Annotated in this window: 15 protein-coding genes and 1 tRNA gene; 4 read left to right on the top strand and 12 right to left on the bottom strand. The window is 44.1% G+C overall.

Annotation, left to right across the window (positions count from 1 at the left end; all coding sequences use genetic code 11):
• Nucleotides 1-148 precede the first annotated feature (148 nt).
• Nucleotides 149-784, bottom strand: coding sequence for a response regulator transcription factor (locus tag EGI32_RS05305; RefSeq protein WP_255154335.1), 636 nt, complete (start codon nucleotides 782-784; stop codon nucleotides 149-151).
• A 44-nt stretch (nucleotides 785-828) separates the two neighbouring features.
• Nucleotides 829-3,027 carry a PAS domain S-box protein gene (locus tag EGI32_RS05300; RefSeq protein ID WP_255154334.1) on the bottom strand — a complete coding sequence of 733 codons (2,199 nt, stop codon included), beginning with the start codon at nucleotides 3,025-3,027 and terminating at the stop codon, nucleotides 829-831.
• A gap of 180 nt (nucleotides 3,028-3,207) precedes the next feature.
• Here EGI32_RS05300 and EGI32_RS05295 point away from each other — a divergent pair, with 180 nt between their 5' ends.
• Nucleotides 3,208-3,834 carry a response regulator transcription factor gene (locus EGI32_RS05295; protein WP_255154333.1) on the top strand — a complete coding sequence of 209 codons (627 nt, stop codon included), beginning with the start codon at nucleotides 3,208-3,210 and terminating at the stop codon, nucleotides 3,832-3,834.
• A gap of 99 nt (nucleotides 3,835-3,933) precedes the next feature.
• On the opposite strand, the gene EGI32_RS05290 is transcribed toward EGI32_RS05295, so the two are convergent.
• A complete protein-coding gene (locus tag EGI32_RS05290) occupies nucleotides 3,934-4,698 on the bottom strand; it encodes an alpha/beta hydrolase (RefSeq protein ID WP_255154332.1) in 765 nt (254 codons plus the stop codon).
• A gap of 104 nt (nucleotides 4,699-4,802) precedes the next feature.
• Nucleotides 4,803-5,654, bottom strand: a complete 852-nt coding sequence (locus EGI32_RS05285; protein WP_255154331.1) for an AraC family transcriptional regulator — start codon at nucleotides 5,652-5,654, stop codon at nucleotides 4,803-4,805.
• Nucleotides 5,655-6,029: 375 nt separating this feature from the next.
• Here EGI32_RS05285 and EGI32_RS05280 point away from each other — a divergent pair, with 375 nt between their 5' ends.
• The 3 genes from EGI32_RS05280 to EGI32_RS05270 all read left to right on the top strand — a co-directional run bounded on the left by EGI32_RS05280 (nucleotide 6,030) and on the right by EGI32_RS05270 (nucleotide 11,099).
• Complete coding sequence (locus EGI32_RS05280) at nucleotides 6,030-8,957, top strand: sensor histidine kinase (RefSeq protein ID WP_255154330.1); 2,928 nt, start codon at nucleotides 6,030-6,032, stop codon at nucleotides 8,955-8,957.
• Complete coding sequence (locus tag EGI32_RS05275) at nucleotides 8,938-9,678, top strand: LytTR family DNA-binding domain-containing protein (protein ID WP_255154329.1); 741 nt, start codon at nucleotides 8,938-8,940, stop codon at nucleotides 9,676-9,678. The genes EGI32_RS05280 and EGI32_RS05275 overlap by 20 nt, the downstream gene beginning before the upstream one ends.
• 107 nt (nucleotides 9,679-9,785) lie before the next feature.
• Nucleotides 9,786-11,099 carry a T9SS type A sorting domain-containing protein gene (locus EGI32_RS05270; RefSeq protein ID WP_255154328.1) on the top strand — a complete coding sequence of 438 codons (1,314 nt, stop codon included), beginning with the start codon at nucleotides 9,786-9,788 and terminating at the stop codon, nucleotides 11,097-11,099.
• Nucleotides 11,100-11,482: 383 nt separating this feature from the next.
• On the opposite strand, the gene EGI32_RS05265 is transcribed toward EGI32_RS05270, so the two are convergent.
• From EGI32_RS05265 to EGI32_RS05230, 8 genes are all read right to left on the bottom strand, one after another.
• A tRNA-Arg gene (locus tag EGI32_RS05265) sits at nucleotides 11,483-11,554 on the bottom strand.
• A gap of 82 nt (nucleotides 11,555-11,636) precedes the next feature.
• Nucleotides 11,637-12,233 carry a MarC family protein gene (locus tag EGI32_RS05260; RefSeq protein ID WP_255154327.1) on the bottom strand — a complete coding sequence of 199 codons (597 nt, stop codon included), beginning with the start codon at nucleotides 12,231-12,233 and terminating at the stop codon, nucleotides 11,637-11,639.
• A gap of 58 nt (nucleotides 12,234-12,291) precedes the next feature.
• Entirely contained in the window at nucleotides 12,292-14,541 is a 2,250-nt protein-coding gene (locus EGI32_RS05255) for a TonB-dependent receptor (protein WP_255154326.1), read from the bottom strand.
• A gap of 55 nt (nucleotides 14,542-14,596) precedes the next feature.
• On the bottom strand, nucleotides 14,597-14,827 hold the full coding sequence (locus EGI32_RS05250) for a cysteine-rich CWC family protein (protein WP_255154325.1): 231 nt from the start codon (nucleotides 14,825-14,827) through the stop codon (nucleotides 14,597-14,599).
• Nucleotides 14,827-15,216, bottom strand: coding sequence for an acyl-CoA thioesterase (locus tag EGI32_RS05245; protein WP_255154324.1), 390 nt, complete (start codon nucleotides 15,214-15,216; stop codon nucleotides 14,827-14,829). Before EGI32_RS05245 ends, EGI32_RS05250 begins: the two co-directional genes overlap by 1 nt.
• A gap of 9 nt (nucleotides 15,217-15,225) precedes the next feature.
• Nucleotides 15,226-15,708, bottom strand: coding sequence for a PAS domain-containing protein (locus EGI32_RS05240; RefSeq protein WP_255154323.1), 483 nt, complete (start codon nucleotides 15,706-15,708; stop codon nucleotides 15,226-15,228).
• Nucleotides 15,709-15,768: 60 nt separating this feature from the next.
• Nucleotides 15,769-16,851: a YncE family protein gene (locus tag EGI32_RS05235; protein ID WP_255154322.1), complete on the bottom strand. Its 1,083-nt coding sequence runs from the start codon at nucleotides 16,849-16,851 to the stop codon at nucleotides 15,769-15,771.
• A gap of 35 nt (nucleotides 16,852-16,886) precedes the next feature.
• Nucleotides 16,887-18,911: a TonB-dependent receptor gene (locus EGI32_RS05230; protein ID WP_255154321.1), complete on the bottom strand. Its 2,025-nt coding sequence runs from the start codon at nucleotides 18,909-18,911 to the stop codon at nucleotides 16,887-16,889.
• Between the last annotated feature and the right edge of the window lie 17 nt (nucleotides 18,912-18,928).

The following is an 18,928-nucleotide window of genomic DNA, read 5'->3' as shown; positions in this document are numbered from 1 at the left end:
GCTCAGGCTGACAGAGAAATGAAGATAAAAAAGGCAAAAGCGGTCAATAAACGATTGCTTTTGCGGCTTTGCGCTTCCTTTGCGGCTTTGCGTGAAACAAAAAAATCCCCGTTACCGGGGACTCTTCTATAAATAATTACCAATAAAATCAATGTGCGATCACCATATGCATTTTTGCCAGCGCATACAAATCCACCACGTTCTTTACGTTCAGTTTCTGGAAAATACGGGTTTTTTGTGTGCTGATGGTAGAGCTGTGGAGGTTCAGCTTATGACAGATCTCATTCAGCCCTTTTCCTTCTATGAGGAAGCGGGTGATTTCCGATTGTTTCGGCGAAAGTTTGTCAAATGGGTTGTCTGTCTGCTTAACCAGCAACTCGCCGGCGAAATTTTCCGACAATTCCCTGCTGATATACCGTTTGTTGCTGAGTACTGTCATGATCGCCTTACGGATCTCATCCGCGGCTTCATCCTTACGGATATACCCTTTAGCCCCCATTTTCAGGAACGGCTTGGCGAAAATATTCTCAGCATTCATGCTGAAGATCAATATTTTACTGTCGGGGTATAACGCCAATGTGTTTTGTACGATCTGCTGGGCGCTCATTCCCGGCATATTGATGTCGAGGATGATCATACTGTAATTGTTCTGTTCGATGAAATTCATGGCAGTATCGCCATCGGCAGCTTCATCAAAACTAAAGCGGGACAATTCTCCCGTGAACATTATCTTCACTCCGGACCTGATAATGTTGTGGTCGTCAACGATTAAGATTTTTTCCATAGATATTGGTTCGTTTCGAAAGGCTCAGGTGTTTCCTGTATAGTTCAAAGGTTAAATTGTACACTTAACGTGCAGCCATCCAACCTTTTAGACTTCAATTTCATCCGGCCGTTGTGCAATTCGGCCCTGCTCTTGATGTTTTTCAACCCTACTCCGCTGTGCTTTTCATCACCGTTGAAACCCACCCCATCATCCTTCACCTCAATACTTAAACGCTCGTTTTTGATTTTTATTTTGATCCACACATTTTTTGCTTCCGCATGCTTGATGATATTGCTCAATTGCTCCTGAAGAATGCGGAAAACAGTCAGTTTCAGGTCTTCAGATAATTTTGTTTCGTCCAGGTTTTCCCACCTGGAATGAATGGTAAATTTATTTACTGCGTGAAGGCTTTCCACCAGTTCTTCCAGTGCCATGATGAGCCCCACTTCGCCCAACGATGGCGGCAGCAATGATTTGGATAAATTGCGTATTTCCGAGACCGCCGATGTGAGAAAACCCTTTGCCGTTGTGAGCAGGGCATTTTTTACGTCTTCGTTGGCCATGGCATATTCGATGTACAACTTGGTGGTCACCAGTATCTGGTTGATATTATCATGCAGTTCTTTTCCGAGTTTACCACGTTCCTGTTCCTGTGCGGTAATTACAGCAGTGGTAATATCCTGCTGGCTTTTTATCCGTTGCTCCGCAAGGTTCTGTTCCAGCTCAATCTTTTCTGTAATATTATTGGCAATGGTAAGCGTGGCTTTTTTACCATAATAATCTATTCCCTGCGAGATCGCATCCACATATTTCCAACCACCGTCTTTTGTTTTTACTTCCCAGATATTGGATGTTTGAAATGCTTCACGCTGCATTTTATCCGATAACTTTTTCAGTCTTTCCTGATCTTTAGGCGCCACCAGGTCAATTGTACGCATTTTCAGGATCGCTTTGCGGGTATACCCGAATTCCTTTATGGCGGCATCGTTTACTTCACGGATAGTAAAATCGTTGGGGTCAGAAATTATGATAGACGATGGGTTGACATTGAAAAGATGACGGTATTTCTCTTCCGAATTCTTTAGTATTTCTTCAAACATTTTTCGCGAAGAGATATCGCGGAAATGTATCGCTATGGCGTTTATGGAGGGTTCGTGCAACAGGTTATGACAGGTAGCTTCGAGCCAGATATAACTGCCGCTTAGTTTTTTGTACCGGTACTCAATCACTTTTACAATGTTGGGCGTGCCGAATATCTCTGCAAACGCATCCTGCACACGGGTCACATCATGAGGATGCACTTCACTGATATCGATGACGAGTTCATCCATCAGCCCCGAAAAGCCCAATATCTTTCTTGCCGCCGGGCTGATGTCCAATGGTGCACCGTCGGCGTTCAGCAATATCAACCCTTCATTACTTCTTTCTATAATGGAACGGAAACGTTTTTCGCTGGTTTTCAGCCGCTCTTCCGCAAGTTTTTGTTCGGTGATGTTTTGGGTAACACCAATCAGCCTGATGGCTTCCCCGTCTTCATTGCGGATCACATAACCGCGATCGATGACGTGGGCATAACTACCGTCGTCCCGGATCACGCGGCATTCGAGCTCAAAATTTTCCATTTCTTTGTGCTGCAAAATTTTGTCTATCTGCCCATCGGTTTTTTCCCGGTCGTCGGGGTGTACCCTTTCTATCCAGCTATCGGAAAGTTCATTATCGCCGGTGTCTGGTGTACCAAAAAGCCTGCACCAGCCTTCGCGGCTGCGGTATACCTTATTTTTTAACAGATCCCAGTCCCACAACATATCATTGGTAGCTTTTGAAACCAGGTCATACCGTTCGTTGACTTCCTGTAAAGACTGGGATATACGTTTGTGGCGGATATTGTACCGGATCACTTTGCTCAGCACTTTTGGCTCCAGCTCGTCGCTACTCAAAAAATCCTGCGCACCGCTATTGACCGCTTCAATTGCCTGCAGATCCGTTTTTTCGCCGGTAAGTATTACCACGGGGCACTGCCTGCTGTGGGATTTTAAATGCAGAAAAGTATTCAGGCCTTTGCTGTCGGAAAGGGAAAGATCGAGAAAAATGATATCCGGTGTTTGTAGTTGCAGGTATTGTATTGCTGACCGAAGATCCGGAGTATCAATGATTTGCGAGATGGAAACAGAAGATTTGTCCAATACATTTTTCAAAACAAACACTTGTGCGGCATCGGTTTGTATGATCAGAACCTGGATTGGCAGAGCTTCAAGTTTCATTGGACGTCGATGATTTCTAGATACGATGTTAGTGATATATTTCGTAACATAGGCAAAAATATTTGCAAGATTCGCCCCGTAATATTTCTTTTGGTAAAAGAACAGGATTTTTCTTAAGTTGCATAGGTAGCTTGAAACATTCTTTTTGTCCGTACTTTTATGACCCTCTAATTCTTAGTAATGAAAAAATTCTTATTGATAGACGACCATGTTGTTGTCAGATCAGGAATAAAGGTTTTGTTATCGGAGATATACAAACCTTCGCAGATCGACGAGGCACATGATGGTGACAGCGCTCTTGCCAGGCTGAAGGAAAGTTCTTATGACCTGGTGATGCTGGATATCCAGATGCCGCATACGGATACATTTGGGTTGATGGAATATTTCAAGATCAAATATCCCGAACTTCGTGTGCTAATATTTTCCATGAGCCCCGAAAACATTTATGCCAAACGCTTTCTGAAAGCGGGTGCCAAAGGTTTCATCAGTAAGGACGCGCCGCTGGAAGAGATAAAAAAAGCGATCAACCAGGTGCTGCAAAACAGCCGCTATATCAGCGAAGCGATGCTCGAAAGCCTTGCGGAAAGCAGCGGAGCGGCAAAAGACACGAACCTTTTCAATACTTTATCGGCCAGGGAATTTGAGATCGTATCGTTATTGCTAGCCGGGCAAACCATCAGCAATATAGCAAATACCCTTAGCCTGCAGGTCTCTACGGTAGGCACACACAAAGCACGCATTTTCGATAAACTGAAAGTGACGAATATCCTGGAGTTGAAAGAACTCGCAAATAGCTACAATTTATAATTACGAATTACGAATGGGTTCATTAATGTTAAAGGCCTTCCTTATCTGAATATTTCAAGTAAGGAAGGCCTTTCTGACAATTGATAGCATTCGTAATTATTAATTCGTAATTGATTCCGTTGCTGCCTGTATAATCACTTTCGCTACCGCTTTTGGCTGAGACATGAAGATCACGTGGCTGCCTTTTATTTCTGTAACTTTTGTGTTGGATCGTTTATACATCGCTCTCTGGATTTCCGGGTTGATGCTTTTATCTTCTGTGGCTAACGCCGCGTAAGAAGGCTTGTTTCTCCACGCTGCTATGCTGATAGGTGTACCGAAGCCTTTGCCATGAAATGCTCCCTGGGAGGCAAACATGAAATCAGCATCTGCTTTTGGAATATCGGCGCAAAAACCTGCGTGGAATTTAGCTTTGTCATAATATACAATACCATTTTCATCCGCGGGCAACGCACCGCTTTCGGGTAATGCCGGTGCAGACATCAGCCATTGAATACTGTTTTCCCCATTATCAGGCTGAAGGGCTGCCACATATACAAGGGCCGCTACCTTCGGGTGATTGCCTGCTTCCGTAATTACCGTTCCGCCCCAGGAATGGCCTACCAGTATTGTCGGGCCGTCTTGTTTGTCGAGCGCCAGTTTTGTAGCTGCCACATCATCTTCCAGTGAGCTTAATGGGTTCTGAACGATCGTTACATTATATCCTTTTTGAGATAATTCGTTGTAAAGCGCTTTCCATCCGGAACCATCTACAAAGGCACCATGTACCAGTACTACATTTTTTACATGTTGAGCGGCAGCTTCAGAAGCTGAACCTGCTAAAGTGGCCATGATCATTGTTGCTGCGATTAATAACTGTTTCATATTGATTTGTGTTGTTTGATGAACGTCTGATTGACAACACAAAATTGCAACGGATCACGCCCGGAAAAAATGGGCATACTTCCCGAAAGGCTTTGATTTTTTCCCTAAACGAAAGATTCCCGGTTCTTTCTGTATTCCCCGGGGGAAAGCAAAGTGCTTCTTTTGAAGAAAGTGGCAAAATAAGCCGGGTCTTCAAATCCCAGCTCGTAAGTGATCTCCTTTACCGTTTTGTCGGTATAATACAACAGTCTTTTCGCTTCCATCACAATCCGCTCCTGGATGATCTGAAGTGGTGTTTTCTGGTTTACCTGCGGGAAAATATTAGACAATGTCTTGGGTGACTTATTCAGCAGTCCTGCATAAAAATTCACGGAATGCTCCTTGCGGAAATGCCCTTCTACCAACATATTGAACTCCCTCACAAGGTTATACCTGTCGTCCTGCCCTTTACTGTCGGGCATATAAGTGTTGCGGGCAATTCTGGTAAGGTCAATGATGAGGCGCTTGAGCAATACCATGAGCATTTCCCGCTGTATGGTGTCTTTTGTATTCAATTCCAGAATAAAAAGATCCAGCAGCAGTTCCAGCTTCTGTTTCATGGTATCATCGAGCGATATGAATTGTTTGTCGCCATGGCAAAATAAAAACCCCAGGCAACTTACTTCTTCATCATGATCCTGGATGCAATAGAATTCGCGGTTGAATTGCCACGCCACTGTCGTTTCGCCGTCTTCCACCCTGAAGGTCTGATTGAACATCAGCGGCAAAATGGTATCGGGCATCAGCACGGTTTCTTCTCCATCGATGTGAATGACCTTTTCCCCACCCCGGTTCCAGATAATGGTAAAATATTTTTTTTCTTTATCGCGGGAAAAAGAATAATGATCATACGAGTATTCGTTTTTTATGAGGAGGAGGTCGGCACCGGTTTTTGTATCGAGGAGGGTTAGTTTCATGCGGGTTAAAGATACAGCATGAGTAAATAAATATTATAAATACATCAGTCGCTATCCGGATACTGATTCTTGCGAAGTACCCCACCCCATCACCCTTTGCCCGACGGGTGCAGGGCAATACAGGAAAAAGAAAAATTTAATGGCTGCATTAATTTCCAGGAATTTCCGGTTATGTGGCCTCGCCAGGGCTAAATTGAGTGCTGCCAATTAAATAGTCCTCATTTGCACATGAAAGATGTAAATGCGTAATTGGAATCTACAACATTAAGTTTGCTCCCCGTAATTCACCGCTTCACTGATAAAAAACGGCTTGCCCATTCATGTAGTCAAAAGCCCTTGTGTAAAAAGCTTGGCAGATTATTATACATTTATCGTATGAAATGGATCTTGCTGATATTTTTTTCATTCACGGTGAAAACTTCCTGTAGTCAGCAACTGGAAGAATCTTTTTTCCTGCCCGTAAGCGGCTTGCCAACAAAGGTGGTGTACTGCATTATGCAGGATAGCAAAGGTTATATCTGGGTGGGTACTGACGCGGGTGTTGCACGTTACGATGGCAATGATTTTTTTTTACTAACGATGGCTGATGGGTTGAGCGACAATGAAGTTTTTCAGATAAAGGAGGACCGAAAGGGTCGCTTGTGGTTTTTGACCTATAATGGCCGTATCAGCATTTACGACAAAGGAAAAATCCTGAATGAAAAAAATACAGACTTTCTTGCCCGCATAGATCCGGGCGGAATGAGCAGGAGTTGGGTAGAGAAGGGAGACAGTATCTGGTACATCGACTACCGCAAGGCTTTTCTGTTGGTCAATGACAAAGTGCAACAAACGTTTTCTGCCGCCGCTCTGTTCGGTCACGCAGATGCTGCTTTCGCTGATGTTTCTTTGTACGGCCATGAATTGTTATTCCTCAGTGACAAAGGATACTATAATCCCATGACCGGAGTAAAGGTAGATTTCCCTGATGGTAAGATACTGCCAGCTAAAAAATCAATTTTATACAAAGAGCGTATTGTTTATTTCAACGACTCACAGATTTTTGTTTATTCGCTTTTAAACAAACGATTCAGTTCCTACCAGCTACCTTCAAAGGAGCGTATTTCAACTTTTACCTTACGCGATAGTTCCGGCTTATTACTGGTAGCTTCAAACAGGAATTTATTTGCGCTGAATATTGTCACGGGACAGTGGACCAGGGAACTGACCATCAATATTCCCTACTTCGGTTACTTGCTGAGGGACAAAGATGGCCTGCTATGGGCAGGATCACAAAATCATGGATTGTTTCTGTATCGTCCTTCGGCGGTACACCGATATGTCCACGCTACCGAACTGGGTACATATGCCGTGCACAGTGTCGGACAATGGAAAGGAGAGGTATATGCCGGGCTGATCAACGGAGAGTTTTTTCACTGGTCTTCCGGCAGTGTCAAGTGGAAAAAAACCGGCCATGCGCCGGGCCTCCATAAAGTATATGGATTTTATGGATTAAATGGGCAGTTATGGGCCGTAGCCGGAACAATGCTGATTAACCTGCAAACCGGACAAGCCATTCCCACATATGGTTCTGCCAAAGCCATAGCAATCAATAACCAGTATCTGTACATCGGTTTATCCTTCAGTGTAAATAAACGCAGGCTGACGGATTGGTGGAAAGCCCGGGCTAAAATTGATAGCAGCCAGAAAATGGTGTATGATAAAAGAGCAAGTAATCTGTGGTTTTCGGGCGATTCTTTATTTATGGGGACGGCTGACGGACTACGGTTACTGGTAAAAGATACATTGGCGAGTCTCCGCAATTATCAATCTTCCCTGATAGAAGCGAAAATTTCCCGCATTACCGGCAACAAAGAAGGACAGTTATTTTTTTCAACAAACGGCAAGGGCGTTGGTGTATTATATAAGCAACGTTGTTATGAGATAACTGCGCAAAGTGGCCTGGCAAGTAATAACTGCAATAGTCTTGTAGCTGTTGGCGATTCGTTACTCTGGGTGGCAACCGACAAAGGCGTGAGCCGTGTGCAACTTGAATGGACAGCAAAAGGATTGAATCATACTGTTCAGAATATTTCTGTCAATGAGGGCCTGCCCGATCCTATGATCAATGATATTACTGTGCTGTCGGATACTGTATGGGTAGCTACACAGACGGGTATAGCCTGGTTCCGTGCTTCCGCCATCACCAAACAAAAATCGCCGGCAATTCTGCTGGAACAAATCTTTGTCAACGGAGAAGCACGCTCCTATCAGCAACCTTTATCGTTAACGAATCGGGAAAACAACCTGCGTATTGATTTCACTTCCCTCAACTTCGGGTTAGCGGAAGAACCGGTATACAGCTACCGTCTGCTCGGAGCTGATACGGGCTGGACAAAAATTTATTCACGCCGGATTCAATTTTCGAACCTGGCGCCGGGTAATTACCGGTTGCAGGTAACAACAGCGGAACCGGGTGAACGGAATCCTGATAGCTTACTTGAATTGGATCTCACGATTGCACTGCCTTTCTGGAAAAGAAAGATTGTCCTTTTACTTTCTTTTCTTGCGCTCGCCTTATTGTCGGGAATGTTTTTTTACCTGCGCATGCGTGGCCTTCGAAAGAAACATTCACACCAGCAACAATTGCTTCGCTGGGAAAAAGAGAAATTACAACTGGAACAAAAAGCAGCAGCCCTTCAGATGAATCCGCATTTTATTTTTAATGCCATGAATGCGATCAGGGGTTACTACAGTTCAGGAGATATGGAAGGTGGTCATCATTATATCAGCCGGTTTTCAGGCATGATGAGGAAAATGCTTGAAAATAATGCACGTGCAACAATTTCGCTTGCCGAAGAGATAGAGATGCTCCAACACTATCTTGAACTAATCACGCTCAATCATCCCGGCAAACTGAGTTGGGTAATTAACAATAACACGGGCCCGGCCACAAGATCCATCGGACTGGCGCCAATGCTGATACAACCTTTTGTGGAAAATGCCGTGATTCATGGTATCGGACCATTGGATGTGCCCGGCAGAGTTGAAATAACCTTTACAACCGAACCCGGAATTCTACATTGCATCATTACCGATAATGGAGTAGGTTTGCAGCAATCGGCGCGGCAGAATAAATATATATCCCGCACCTCAAAGGGAATTGCCATCACACGTCAACGATTAAATATGCTCGGTCCGGATAATAAATTACTGATAACAGAAATTACAACAGAAACCGGGCAGGTCGAAGGTACAAAAGTGGAAATAGCTATACCCATCACCTCTAAACTTACCAACATTGATGAAGGTGCTGATCATTGATGATGAAGTGCAATCGCGGAACGCGCTAAGGGTTGCTGTGCAGCAGTCAGGCCAGGCGCTACAGATATGTGGCGAAGCAGGCAGCGTTGTTCAGGCAACCGAATTGATTGATGCGCTTCAACCGGGTTTGCTGTTGCTGGATATTCGTCTCGGAGATGGAAACGGCTTTGATATTATAGAAAAAGCAAGCTGGAAAAACTTCCAGGTGATCTTCTTGTCCGCTTACAGTGAGTACGCGGTTAACGCATTCCGGGTTCATGCGCTTGATTATCTGCTCAAACCAATCAATACGGAAGAACTCCGGATTTCGCTTTCCCGTGCCTTACAGCAACAGCCAGCATCGCAACAGCCTTACTGGGAAGATTTGCTGTCTTCGCTCAAGCCATCGCATGAAAAGATTGGGTTCGCTGCCGCCGAAGGCATTCACCTTGTTGACCAGAGAGATATTCTGTTCTGTGAAGCGGACAATAATTATTCGCGGATCAGGCTAGCTAATGGTGAACAGATATATATTGCTAAAACATTGAAAGAACTAGAAGTTCAACTTGGCGCAAAAGGATTCTTGCGCATTCATAAATCTTATATCGTTAACCTGCTGCATGTAAAAAAATATCTTCATACCGATGATGGAACCCTGGTCTTATCGGACGGAAGCAGCATACCGGTATCTCACCGAAAAAAAGGAATGGTATTGAATCTACTTTCAGGGTACATTTCCTAAATACCCCCCTACGTTACCTAAATAGTAAAGAACGATTGCCAGGCGACCCCGTTCCCATAAAACTCATGGGTTAAATTTGCGTCATAACCTTCAGTAACCTTCAGCTTATGCGTCAACTTTACGTACTCTCTATTCTATGCATTCAATTAATTTCGTACCAGTCGGCAAAGGGACAAGGCACATTGGTGCCTGGTGATATCGCCATCATCGGACTGAACTGTGACCCCAACAACACGACAGCTAAAACCTTTGCGATTGTAGCGTTAACGGATCTGCCTGCCAGTGAAGTAATCTATTTTTCGGATAAAGCTTATTACGATGATACATTCAGTGCGTTGTTGGGGAATGGGAGCGAGGGAACTTTTTCCTGGACACTCCCTGCCGGTGGCGTGCCGAAAGGAACGATGATACAGTTTACGCTTACCAGTAGCAGTACCAGCCCATCCATTACTACCAGTCCTGTCACTGGTGTAAGTACCATACTGGAAGGGTGGACAACAGATAATGCCATCACCAGCTCTTTCGGTCAAAACGGTGACAACATACTGATTTATCAGGGAACACCTGCAGTTCCTAAATTCATCTTTGGTTTTAATTGCGGACTCACGAATTCGGGCATCGTCAATGGCTGGAATACGGGTCTCACTACTAATGTGAATGGATCTTGTGAACTGCCTGCTGCATTGGCCGCAGGAGATTTTGCAATTGGATTTGGAGGGCCGGCCCACAGGGACAATTGGCACTATAATGGTAACAGAGTTGGAACAAAGACTTATCTATTGGATGAGATAACCAACCCTGCCAATTGGATTTCCAATGACGATACGCCGTATGACCTGTTGCCCGGCGGTACTATTTATACCGGCGCCCAACCTATTTTTATTATTTCTACCGTTTTACCTGTTGACATTATTCTTTTCAGTGGCAGATCCGCAGCGGGTACTCATTTATTATCCTGGCAGGTGGCTAACGAAGGGCAATTAAAGCAGTACGATATAGAAGTTTCTATAAATGGAACCCAGTTCACCACTGCGGGAACAGTAATGGCCGAAGGAAAGGCGGCCTACCGTTTCACCAGTCAACCCGGAAACGGTCAGCAGCGATCCTGGTACCGCTTAAAGTCGATCGACATAGATGGAAGATACCGGTACAGCCGCACGGTCATGCTCTTTAACGCCGCTGATAAACAGGGTATCTCCTGTTTCCCCAACCCTGTCATTTCAGAACTATCATTGAATAGTTACGATAAAATAAAAGGGCTCTCGCTGTTCAGCAGTACAGGAATACGTTTACTAACACAACAAACCAATAGCCACTCTACCCGGTTATCGCTACGCAATTTCCCAACCGGTATATATTATCTGCAACTGGAGACAGAAAATGGAATTAAAACGGAAAGAATCCTTAAGGCAGGCTATTGACCTTTTGTAAAGATTACACATAACAACAACTTATTAATCGCTAATTATCATCATTTAATTCATCAAAGGGTTTGATATCTATTTTATTATTTTCTTTCTCACGCTCTTTTACTATTTCTTCCATACGTCAATGGTCATTATAGTATAATTCTTAAATACAAATCCAATATTACCCTATCTTTCAAGGCCAGGGGTGTTCAGTATCCTTTCAATTTCTGTTTCGATATCTTCTATTATCTCGTTTTACAATTCTTTAAAAACCGTAAATGAATTAACGGGGGTTGACGGGAATTAAAAAGAGTACAAAAACGCTGAAAGCCTTACCAGTTAATTACTTCGTAAGGCTTTCAATAATGTTGATACACGTTAAATTAGCGGAAAAGTGGCCTCGCCAAGAATCGAACTTGGATCTGGAGCTTCGGAAACTCTTATACTATCCATTGTACTACGAGGCCAATCTATGTATGATGTAAAATGTAAGACGTATGATGTCAGGACATTTTGAACCTTTGAACTTCTTAAACCTTTTGACCTTTTTTATTTTCCAAAATTCTGAATATTCGTGCCGAATATTTTTACCGCAATGGCCAGCAATATTACGCCAAAGAATTTTCTTACCACCATTAATCCGTTCGGGCCGAGCGCTTTTTCTATCCACTTCAATGAACGGAGCACCAGGAAAATGATGATCAGGTTCACCAGTATCCCGATCAGGATATTGCCGTCATAAAAATTCGCTTTCAGCGACATGATGGTGGTGAGCGTACCCGATCCCGCTATCAATGGAAACGCTATCGGCACCACGCTTCCCCCTACTTTTCCACTTTTGTCGGCCTGGAAAAATTCGATCCCCAATACCATTTCAAGTCCGAGGATGAAGATCACGATACTGCCTGCTACCGCGAAGGATTTTACATCCAGCCCGAGCAACCCGAGAAATTGTTCCCCGAAAAATAAAAAAGCGATCATCAACGCTCCGGATGCCAGCGTGGCCTGCCCGCTTTTGATATGCCCCCCCATTTTTGCTTTCAGCGAAATCAATACCGGTGCCGATCCCAACATATCTATGATGGCGAAAAGCGTAAACGATACCGTGATGATCTCTTTGATTGCCAACCGGTGGAAGTCAAACATCCCTTTGAATTTTTGCAAAGATAACAACCCTGCGCCGATGTATCGACATGGGAACAGATTATTTTACCGTAAAACCAAACCTTGCACCAACTGTGAATGTGGAAGGCGCCGATGGGTTGAAGAACCTGTTACCGGCGGCATTCAGGTCGTTGCCCAGGCTGTAAGGCGTATTGAAAGAATGCTCGTAAGCTGCATAAATATCAGCGGATGCTTTTTGCCGAAAGTTTATTTTGTACCCGGCTTTCGCGATGAAAAGGTTGTAAGAAGTGGCGAAAAAAGTATTGGCATCATTCACCGGGAGCCTGGCCGTATAATTATAAGTAAGGTTCAGATAAATACCCGGAGCAGTACTGATATCCGCCGCACCAATCAATACATCCGGTGGCGTACCGGTGAGCCGGTTGCCGTCGTATGTATTTACCCCCTGCTGGTATTGGCCGAAGCGGGCATGGATATAAGTGTAATTCACCCGCAGTTTCAATTGCCTTACAAAATCAACCTGGTTGTTTACGGGCAGGTAAATCAACCCAACTTCAACGCCGGCCTGCCTGGTTTTACCGGCATTCACATAATAATCCGCTCCGCCGGAATCCCTGCGGCTCACAATGGTATTACGCAATTGAAAAAGATAGATGCTGCCATCCAGCCAAAGCTTGTTGGGTAAAATAATGGTGCGTATACCTGTTTCATAATGGAATGCGCTTTCTGCTTTGAGGCCTGTATTGAATATTCCGTCGCTGGCATGCACTTCATCGATGGAAGGCGGCGAATATCCTTTGCTCACATTGGCATACAGATAGGATTGGCCAAGCTTCAGCGACGCTGCTATCCGTGGTACAAATTGCGGGGTGAAATCACTGCTTCTTTTTTGTGCTTCGCTCAAACGCCGGAAACCGTAATGAAAATTATTGTAACTAACGCCGGCGGTTACACTAAAGTTTCTTACCGGTGAATATTCCGATTGCAGAAAGATATTGAACTGTCTTGATTGTATTTTATCATGATACTGCAAAGTATCTTTTATTCCGGATCGGTTGCCGTGCACACTGGTATTGACAAAACCCGATTGGTATTCGCCGCCAAATGTATGGGCCAGGGTTTTCCCTTTATATTTAGAAACAGTGCGCCCGCCGATACCACGTTCGTATTTGTCTTCATAATTTCGGATAGTTGGATTTTTAAAATCCGTATAGGAGCCGTAAAGTGCGGAGGTGTGGCTCCACCTGCCATATTCATACTCGTGCGAAATACCCGCATAGATCGTTTTCAGATAAATCGCCGCTTTCTGTGTTACTGCACCAGGGAAGGCGCCGGCTGCAGGCCTTGCCTGCCTGGGGTTTGCGCTTAATTCAGCAATAGTCAGGCCTCCTGGTGTCTGGTAAAAAAGATCACTGTAAAAAACATTCGCGTGGATACGCTGCCGCGAATTGATGCGATAACTACCGGTGTAATTGGCCACATCACGGCGCATATTTGTCTGTACGCGGTAGCCATCGCTTTGCTGGTGTTGAAAAGAAAGCGAAGTTGCATTTGTACCCGATTGCGTGTAGGCGGCACCGGTAGAGAACATTCCGTAGCTACCTGCAGCAGCATTCACCGAGATCGTTTTTTCGCGGGTTACCGGAAGCGAAGTACCCAGTAACACTACACCTCCCGTTCCCGATCCGTACATACTTCCCGAAGGGCCTTTGATGATCTCGATCCTGCCGATATTCTCCTGCGAAAGCTGGTTGAAGTATGTGTTGCCGCTTGCATCGGTAAATGGAATTCCATTCCAGTACACTTTTACATTTCGCACCCCAAATGTGGAACGCAGGAGGTTTCCGCGTATGCTCAGCCGGTAACTGCCAGGGCTGCGCTCATCCATTTTTACCCCGGGAACTGTATTGATCGCCGCTACAAAACTTTGCCCGCCATATCGATTGAGCAACGTCTTGCCGAGCACACTAACGGCAGCAGGTACACGATTTAAAGTTGTGTTGTTTTCAAAAGCTGTAACGATCGTTTCGTCCAGGAATTCGTTATTGCGGTATAATTTTATAATATTACCAAATGCCTGGCCGGCACTTGTTGTAGAAGAAAGAAAGCCTACATGGCTGAATGAAAGATCGGCATTGCCAATTTCCCGGGAAATAAAATAACTACCTGCAGAATCGGTTATTGTAGAGAAGATATTTTTACCGGCTGTAACCGTTACGCCCCGCAATGGTTTGCCATTTTCATCTGTCACTTTTCCTGTATGTACCATTTGTGCTTTGCACAGCAAACTGATCATACAATAAAAAAATAACAGTGTGGTTTTCCTCATGATCCTTATCAGGTATTTACCACAAGTTAAAACGAAAAGAGCTGATGTGTAGTATTTAATGAGGGCTTCCTCCAAATTTTTCCTTAAAGAGAACGGGGCGGTTATTGAGTTCGGCCATGCAATTGCTGCACAGGCAGTCTTCATATTTTTTGCTGATGAAATCGCATGCTTCTTTATTCAGCCTCACCGTATTGCACTGGCAGTTGGCCACATCCCCTACTTTGCAGGTGAAGGCGTTCCCACACCTGGGACAGGATTTGTGCTCATGTTTACGGTTTGTTTCCATCAGATATTCAATATCCTCGTTGGTTTTTTGTGTTCGTCGATGGCAACAAATGTAAAACTACCGGTGATGGCTTTCTTCCTTTCGTTGCTGTACATTTCTTCAATATAAATTTCAACTTTCACATCAAGGCTGGTGTTGCCGATCTTAGACACTTTCCCGATCAGTTCGACGATCGTTCCGGCAGGGATCGGTTGCTTAAAATCGATCCTGTCTGAAGAAACCGTCACCACACGCTTACGGGTAAACCTTGTGGCTGTGATGAAAGCCACTTCGTCCATCAGGTGCATAGCGGTTCCGCCAAATAATGTATCGTAATGATTAGTGGTATTGGGAAACACGGCTTTGAAAATATGTGTTTCCGATAACCTGATCTGTTCTTCGAGATTCATGCAATAAAATTAAGCTGCTTTTTCAAAAGCGATGAAATTGACCAGTTTGTTTTCCGCATCAAAAACAGGAAATGCCTTGATATGGCATCCGTACGCTTCTCCATCCTTCCTGTAATTAACAATGGTAGCTTCAAAGGGTTGTTTCGCGGCAATGCTTTCGCGGATGTACTTCAGTTTTTCCTGATCGGTATCGCTGCCCTGCAACATTTTAGGGCTTTTTCCCAATAGCTCTTTGGGCGAATACCCCGTCATGTCCGCAATATTGTTGCTTGCAAAAACGATCTTTCTTTTCACATCGGTTACCACTATCACATGATCATGTGCTACCAGTTCTTCTTTGAGATCCCATTTCACCTGCCAGTTTGCTTTTCCCGAAATTGCTTTAAGCATTTCCAGGTCATCCCCTTTTTGCATAAGCTGCCGGTAGTTGGCGAGAAAGATATCCCAACTGGCGAGAGGGGCCGAAAAAGAAACAGGTTTTATTTTTGTCATCACTTGATTATTTAAAAAAAGCAGCGCACCAGAACTGATGCGCCACTTATCGGTACAAAACTATCGTTTAAAAAGCACTTTATTCGGACTAACTCCGGCAGTAGTTGCAAAAGAGAATTTCTTTTTACCGTCTTTATCAAAACATGTAACAGAACCTGCGGATGAAAAGTTCTTAGCATCAGTTATATATACATCGCCATTTTGCTCATCTACGTTCAATCCATAAGGGTTGTCAATTACCGTTCCATCGGTAACAAACTCATTTCTTACAACGGTTTTAGAAATAGTGTTGTAGACTTTTGCTGTTCCGGCACCACCGTAGTTATTGTAGAAATAAGCCAGGTCATTCGATATTCTGAGGAAAGCATACGAATATGCCGCCCCCATCTCTGATGCCACCGTATTGGTAGAGCTATTGATAACACTAACGCTGGCAGGAATGGTGGTGAAGTTTCCATAACCACTTACATAAAGATCTCCGGCAGAATTAGCTTCAATCCTTTGTGGGTTCCTGGTTCCGATGGTGATCTTTTTTATTTCTGCATTGGTATTCAGGTCAATCACAGACACGGTAGAATCCGGCACAAGATTGTAACCGCCAGAGTTTGCCACATACAGGTTGTTCCCCACAACGGCCATGCCTTCGGGATTTGCACCAACGTTTATAGAACCCGATATGGTGAGAGAAGTAGTATCGATGATACTTACCTTGTTGTCGTTAGTTGAAGTAACATATACTTTTCCTTTTGCGCCCAAAGCATAACGCGGGTTTTGTTTTCCGGCCCCGGTGCCAAAAGTGATACGTTTTAAGAAAACTCCTGTAGAGGCATTCAACACTACTACTTCGCTCGAAAAATTCATCACGATATACATCTTGCTGCCATAAAAGACCGCATCGTTTCCTGTGTCTCCAAGACCGGTTTGCCCGGGATTCTGCTGAACAAAATAATCGCCTGTATACAACACGGGGTTAAAAGTATAAAATCCCAGTTTTGAATTTCCTGCCCCGATATTTCCCTCGCTTAATACATAAACCCCGGTCGCCGGTGAAAGCACCGGAGGTGTAGGCGCTACATCATCTTTACTACATGCGCTGAAGATCACGATTGCCGGTAACAGCCACTTAATTAAGTTCCTTTTCATTGTTGCTTTTTTATTGATTAAAAAATTTATACAGGTTAAAATTCCGCTACCAGGCCTGCCCGGTAATTGATCCCCGGCATAGGATAGAGTTTTATGATTTCGTATTGTTTGTTAAAAATATTATTCACCTCCGCGAACAAACGGCATTTTAAATTTTTACCACCGGTGAAATTGTACCCCATCATTACATCCTGGGTGGCCCATTCCTTTACAAGGTTTTCCGGCAGCTGATCCCCGAGGCGATAGCGGTAACCCGATAACAAAACATTATATGCCATCATGAGTTTTTTGCGGGCAATACTGATATGCATACTTCCCGAATGCTCCGGGGTGTAGGGTAGCTGCTTTTTATACAAGGCTGAATTTTTATCCGATACATCCAATGCCTGTTGATAGGTATACGACAGGCGGGCAGAAATATTGATGTTGTTGAATGATGCCGGGTAAAATTGCAAGGCGGCATCCAATCCTTTTATCTGCACCTTGCCGAGGTTCAGCATCGTCCATTGAAAAAGGTTTTGCCGTGGCACAGCGAGTATCTTATCCTTTACCGTATTGTAATAAGCATCCAGTGTGAATACGGAAGATTGCAAAAAGCCTCTTCCATTTACTTTGTATGTGATGCCGGCATTGTACTGCTTTGCATATTCCGGCCGCAATGAAGTATTGCCGATAAATGTGTAATACAGGTCATTAAAAGTAGGCGCCCTGAAAATGTTTTTATAGAAAAATCGCAGCCGTAACGGGGAATTGGCAGAGGGCTGATAATTGACGGCTATCCCGGGTGAAAAAGCATCTATATCTTTTCCATCAGTTCCGTATTTAACTTTATCCTTGTACCAGCTATGCAGAAGATTTGCCCCTATGGTAAGTTTATCGAGCAATAATTTTACCGCTACATCATTCAACAATATTGTTCTTTTTGGATCAGGAAAATCCAAAACAAATTCGTCGGACCTGGTAAGTTCATTAAAAGAAGCATCTCCGGAATAAGCCAGCGACAATACTTTCGATACATCATAGGAATAAGCTGCCGACAAATAATATTCCTTTTGATGAAACTTATTTTCCAGTTTGCCTTGTGTATTGGGATAGTCGGGATCGAGATAGAAACTATAGTTGCAGGCATATTTTACATTCAGCAATAATTTGCTGCGGCTGGAAAAATATTTTTGCCAGGATGATTGTATAAAAAAGTTTTCATCCTTCAGCCGTTGTCCGCTATAGGTATTATAAAGGATCACTGACCCCGGCAAGCCCCTGTCGGAATTATAATAATAAGCTTTCAGCCGGATGTTGTCATTATCGTTGAAAGCAAAAGCTGCATCATATTCCAGCCTTAATGCATCTACATCCGAATTTTGCCGTTTTACTCTTCCACCTCCGGCTTCATAGGCATTGTATGGATATTGCCCATCACTTCTCATCCACTCTGCATTAAAACTGTTGTAAAAATGCCTGTTGAAATTATACCGCAAAAGCACTGATGGATTCACCAACCCGAAGGAGCCGGCTTTCACAGAAGCCTTTACATGTAATGGTTTCAGCGAATCGTACTGCGGTATCGGCGAGCGCAATGAAAGCACTCCGGCATATGCAAATGAGCGGGCAGGGACCAGCAGATCGTTGGGCTGGCCATTGTATAGGGTGACCTGGTCAATATTATCCAGCGATAATTTACCGAGATCTATTTGTCCACCCTGTGCATCTGTCAGCATCACACCATCATACATCACACCGGTATGATTGGCGCCCAGGCTACGCAGGGAGATCGTTTTCAATCCGCCTACGCCACCATAATCTTTTACCTGCACCCCCGAAAAATATTTCACGGCATCGGCCACCGAAAAACTATTCAATGAGCCGATCTCCTTTTTGGTCAATTGCTGCACGGGCACCGGTGAACTGGTAACATCAGCATATTTGATGGCAGAAACAATCACTGCAGGCAAAGTGTCCTTTCCGGTTTGTGCAGATGCCGATACAACCAGCAATACCAATACGATACAGGTGCAGCATAGAAGCAGTTTGAAACGATATGTAGTTTGCCTGTTGAACATGGTTATTTTTCAACCAC

The sequence above is a fragment of the Ferruginibacter sp. HRS2-29 genome (assembly GCF_024343615.1).
Taxonomy (GTDB): Bacteria; Bacteroidota; Bacteroidia; order Chitinophagales; family Chitinophagaceae; genus Ferruginibacter.
Note: the sequence above shows the minus strand (reverse complement) of the source record. Positions and strands in the feature narration are given on the sequence as shown.